Raw genomic sequence first — 4558 nt, forward strand, 5'->3', positions numbered from 1 at the left:
ATCATGAATGGATATCAAGTATGCGAGCACATTCGTAACCAAAGCTGGGGAAGGTACCTGAGCATCATTGCTTATACCGGCCGGGATTCTCCTTCAACTAGCAAAGATGCCCTTGCAACAGGTTTTGATAAATATGTTTTAAAACCTGCCCAATATGAAGATCTCTCAGCAGTTATATTAACTACAATTGCCGAAAAAAAAGTGATTTAGATCATCCGGATCAGACTGTCTTTGTACTATCCTAAGAAATCTCACAAAAGCGCTGCCAGCCCCTTGTTCTGTGTTTTGTCATTTAACATAAAATCCGTTATAAAAACTTTAGAAGCTGGTTCTGAGATAAGTACAGCTTTCTAGAACAAAAAATAAAGAATGCTGATTGCATTTTTCACAGTCTTGCTTTAAGGTAAATCGTTTGCTCAGAAGTGTCAATTGCTTATTGTTGTCTCCACACCTTCCAAACCAGAGGGTATTTATCCTGAATCCAAGTGATAAATTCTTCTGAGTTTCTTCGATACTGCTTCAATCCTTCAATTTCTTGATTTTTTGAGTAAGTAATACCTGCTGCAACAAGAACCAGAAGGGAAAAGAATATAGCCCAGTTAATCCAGAGCGCTTTGAAGCTCGTAAAACCAAGGATATCTCCGGATGTATGGACGGGAATCCTGTCTGGAATGTTTGATATCGTGCGTCTGATCTGCTCATTTACTTTTTCAAATTGCTCAGAAGAAGGCAAGCCGGCTTTGATCTGGCTGGCAATTGCTTGGTGGTCCAGATGAACAATAGGCTTTTTTTGAGCTTGTTCGTCAAGCTTTCTACTAACTGATTCTAAGCTTTTTTGAAATTCTAATTGTTTGTTTAATAGTTCATTAAGTATTTCCATGGCTATCTTCTCATTTGGTTTTTATTTTGTTTTTCGAGCTCCAGTTTTTTGTTTTCTTCCCTTAGGCTTTCATTTTTATCCGTTAGGAAGTTTTTATTTGCCCGTAGAAGTGAATTTTCTATTTCCAGCGCGTTTTTTTCGTCTTTAAGCGGTTTTATTGACTTCTCCATCTCTTTGGCCGTCTCAACCACTTTGAATGCCTCAGATAGCCCATTTTGTAGCTTAAACACCTTCTTTATGTCTTCTTCAACTTTTATGGCTTTGTATTCCCTGGCTTCAATGTGTTTTTTGGTTGAAGGTATACCCCTTTCAAGACCTAACGCTTCAGCCACAACTGTCTGAATTTCGGCTAAATCTTCTCTTTTTAATTTCAAACTCTTGCCGGTATTCTTGTCTGTCCAGTCAAAAACCATGTGTGCATGGTGGTTAGGCTTCCAGATACCTGTTTCCTTGTTCCAGTGGCCTTCGTCTTTGTGAGCGTATGCTTGAATTGTCCGGATACCAAAACGTTCTTCCAGCTTTACGGCCACTTGCTTTAAATCATCAACACTATGCTTTTCATCGATCAGCAGCACGCCTTCCCGGATTGGTGTTTGCTTCGCTTGCATTTTCTGCCCAGTACTTTCTTGATACTTGGTCTCGATTTGACTTCTCGTATCAGCGATCGACGCCAGGACAATCGAGCTGTTTAAATGGCTTAAATCATCCCGGACATAGTTCAGATTTTGGAGCCGTTGATTATGGCTTTCTGATCCGGATTTTACCGGCATGATGTGTATGCTACTCTTTCCCATTTGTCGCTTTTTTAGCCGTCTGCAAGACCCCCGAACTCTGAAACGAAGTGTAAGGGTTCTAGTGGGCTATAACCATAAATAAACATTGCCGAAGCTAACAGAAAAAAATCATATTAAAAAGCACCTCTCAGAGGACTTTTAAAAACGTGTACGAAGTAACGTAAGCCGAAAATGTGCGTGGATTTTACTTCTACTGCACTTTAAAACTACCCACGGCCACAAGCAACTTTCCTTATTTATAAAAACAGCCTCTATCAACTTGAAGCTTTACTTCAATCGCATTGTCCAACCAGGTCATGATGATTAAAGGCAAATTGATTGCTTAGCCTGTCCTACTGAAAAAAATTGTATCGATTTACCTTTGAAAATCTCTTTTGGGCAACCTCAGACATATTTATTATTGAACAACCAAAATAAAAATGAGCAGAAGAAAAACAAGGTTCGAGCGATTCCTGGATTGGGGAATCAGAATAGTTAAAAAAACTGGAGAGCTAGCAAAGGCAGGAATCTGGATTGACAAGGTGTACAAAAATGAGATGGTACGAGAGGTTTTTAAAGCTGTTGCAAGTTGGTTCTTATAATTTTATAGGCAGTCGCTGACGCTCTGCTATCATTTGAAAAATCGGCTAAATAGTCCTTGTTTTCTATCTGATGGCAGCCTTTCCAGAAGCTGATCAAATTTACTATTCAGATTATCAAGTTCAGATCTTATATCCTCTTGCAGCATAGGCGGATTATTCCCCTTTTTTAGCTGCTCTTGAACAAAAGATCGTATATCCTCATTGAAGTACTGCCCCATTGTTTTACCGGACCTGGTACTAGCTTTTTCGATAGCTGTTCTCGTCTCCGGCTCAACACCTCTAATAGTCCATTGTGGTACGTCCCTAGATTTTCTAGGTCTCCCAGCCCTGTTTTCTGGTTTTGTATTACTTAATTCAGATTCTGTATGCTCTATATCTTCTGCCATTTTTATATGCCTTGCATTTTGTATTGCACGTTAAATATATGGTATACATAAATAGAATTATGTACTGCTTAATTTTAAAAAGATTGAAGTATCTGATTTATACCCATTTACATACTTCAACAAACAAAAGATAACTAATTCCTTAGTTGTCGGCGCTACTTTCTTTTTTCCATTTTTTTGTTTTGTTCTCGTCTTTCCTTATCCAAGTTTAAAGCACGGTCCAGACTTTTGAACCTTACTTTCTGAAGCCCTTTATTTTATGTTGTTTAATCATAGCTTATTATATGCTTATCAACCTATTTTTTTTTGGTTGTAATGATCTCAAATTCAGTATATTACACGTGATTTTTTTCAATCAACTATGACCTAATTAGTGTGAACTATGACCTAATTAGTGTGAACGACCCCCTCTAACTATGACCTAATTAGTGTGAACTATGACTTTAATTTTTAAAAGTCATAGTTGTTATTTACATTTGGCCAAGCAACACTAAAATGGTCATAGTATTAAGGGTAAGTATATGGTTATCAGGAACAAGGATGTTATTCAAAGTTATGTTTTATCAACTGCCAAGTATGACTTCTCAGTTTACGAAAAGCGCATTTTGTATCGATTAGTGGAGATGGTACAGTTTAGCATGGAAGGTCAGAAACTGGATAAGGACTACAGTATTCAACCAAACTTATTTGGTGACATGACAGGTGTTACAATGCCCTTGTCCGCATTTTTGAAGGATGTAAATGATCAAAATTACTTAGAAGTTAAAAAAGCACTAACTAGCCTGAGAAACAAAACTTTAGAGTTTGAAGACGATCATATGTGGAAGTTAATAGGGCTTATTGAGATTCCAAAGTATGTTAAAAAGGGGTATGTCCAGTTTCAAATACACCCTGAGATATATGAAGCTATTCTAAATTTTTCCAAAGGGTTTCGAAAGTACGAATTGAAAACTGCCATGTCTTTTGATTCCGTCTATTCAATGCGTTTTTATGAGCTTTTGAGTGGCCAAAAATCTCCTCTAATCTATACCATTGATCATCTAAAAATGATGTTTAAGGTCGAGCTTAAATACAAGTTAACAGCCGACTTTATCCGGAAGGTAATTGATACAGCGAAGAATGAACTTGATAAAAAAAGCCCGTATTCGTTTAAATACAAGGCTTTAAAAAATGGGCGTAAGATTATTTCTATAAAGTTTTACCCTGTTTTCAAGTCCGAGAATAGAGATCCGAATTTGGAGAGAAACGATCTAAAAAAGCAAACTTCATTGCGTTGGGATTTAGAAAAAATGGTGATTAACTACCTGATAGAGAACTTTTTCTTTACTGAAACCCAGATCAAGAATAACCTTGAGCTCTTTATTGTAGCTCAATCAAAGGTGGATTTATTGTATGAATTGAGCATGATTAAACCCAAAGCAATGGAGGCTAACAACCCACAGGGATATGTAATTGGCGTTTTAAAAAAATTGATCAAATAGCTAATCTATCAGCTCAAAGCATGGCGGGAGTGTAATTTGTGTTGCTGGGCTACTTTCAGTGTATTGGCACAATATTTTGTTGAGCATTGGCCAATATTAAATTCCAGGTTTATGGCTGTTGTTGACAAAATTTCAAACTCATATCATAAAATTTTAATAGTAGATGACAACCTTGATTTGGCGTCTGTTACCGGAATGCTATTGAATTTTCTAGGGTTTCAAGTTCAGACTTGTAACACTGGGAAGGATTGTATTAGGCTTGCCCAACAAATGCAACCCGATGTTATATTATTAGATATTGATATGCCAATCATGAATGGATATCAAGTATGCGAGCACATTCGTAACCAAAGCTGGGGAAGGTACCTGAGCATCATTGCTTATACCGGCCGGGATTCTCCTTCAACTAGCAAAGATGCCCTTGCAACAGGTTTTG

At 37.3% G+C, this 4558-nt stretch carries 6 protein-coding genes; 3 read left to right on the forward strand and 3 right to left on the reverse strand.

The window, feature by feature from the left end:
• On the forward strand, window positions 1-210 hold a 210-nt coding region (locus FEM55_RS07350), incomplete at its 5' end, for a response regulator (RefSeq protein ID WP_171036501.1).
• A 223-nt stretch (window positions 211-433) separates the two neighbouring features.
• On the opposite strand, the gene FEM55_RS07355 is transcribed toward FEM55_RS07350, so the two are convergent.
• The 3 genes from FEM55_RS07355 to FEM55_RS25110 all read right to left on the reverse strand — a co-directional run bounded on the left by FEM55_RS07355 (window position 434) and on the right by FEM55_RS25110 (window position 2641).
• Window positions 434-880 carry a hypothetical protein gene (locus FEM55_RS07355; RefSeq protein ID WP_138280701.1) on the reverse strand — a complete coding sequence of 149 codons (447 nt, stop codon included), beginning with the start codon at window positions 878-880 and terminating at the stop codon, window positions 434-436.
• Window positions 881-882: 2 nt separating this feature from the next.
• Window positions 883-1674: a plasmid recombination protein gene (locus FEM55_RS07360; RefSeq protein ID WP_138280702.1), complete on the reverse strand. Its 792-nt coding sequence runs from the start codon at window positions 1672-1674 to the stop codon at window positions 883-885.
• A gap of 610 nt (window positions 1675-2284) precedes the next feature.
• Window positions 2285-2641, reverse strand: coding sequence for a hypothetical protein (locus FEM55_RS25110; RefSeq protein WP_212748302.1), 357 nt, complete (start codon window positions 2639-2641; stop codon window positions 2285-2287).
• Between the two features lie 521 nt (window positions 2642-3162).
• Here FEM55_RS25110 and FEM55_RS07370 point away from each other — a divergent pair.
• Window positions 3163-4122 carry a replication initiation protein gene (locus FEM55_RS07370; protein ID WP_138280703.1) on the forward strand — a complete coding sequence of 320 codons (960 nt, stop codon included), beginning with the start codon at window positions 3163-3165 and terminating at the stop codon, window positions 4120-4122.
• A 111-nt stretch (window positions 4123-4233) separates the two neighbouring features.
• The coding region (locus FEM55_RS07375) for a response regulator (protein ID WP_138280704.1) at window positions 4234-4558 on the forward strand (325 nt) is incomplete at its 3' end.

The organism is Dyadobacter sediminis, from assembly GCF_005860765.1.
GTDB lineage: Bacteria > Bacteroidota > Bacteroidia > Cytophagales > Spirosomataceae > Dyadobacter > Dyadobacter sediminis.

What these genes read in the sequence shown, in the direction of transcription:
- FEM55_RS07355 (WP_138280701.1), bottom strand. Translation starts at nt 880, where the DNA reads ATGGAAATACTTAATGAACTATTAAACAAACAATTAGAATTTCAAAAA.
- FEM55_RS07360 (WP_138280702.1), bottom strand. Translation starts at nt 1,674, where the DNA reads ATGGGAAAGAGTAGCATACACATCATGCCGGTAAAATCCGGATCAGAA.
- FEM55_RS25110 (WP_212748302.1), bottom strand. Translation starts at nt 2,641, where the DNA reads ATGGCAGAAGATATAGAGCATACAGAATCTGAATTAAGTAATACAAAA.
- FEM55_RS07370 (WP_138280703.1), top strand. Translation starts at nt 3,163, where the DNA reads ATGGTTATCAGGAACAAGGATGTTATTCAAAGTTATGTTTTATCAACT.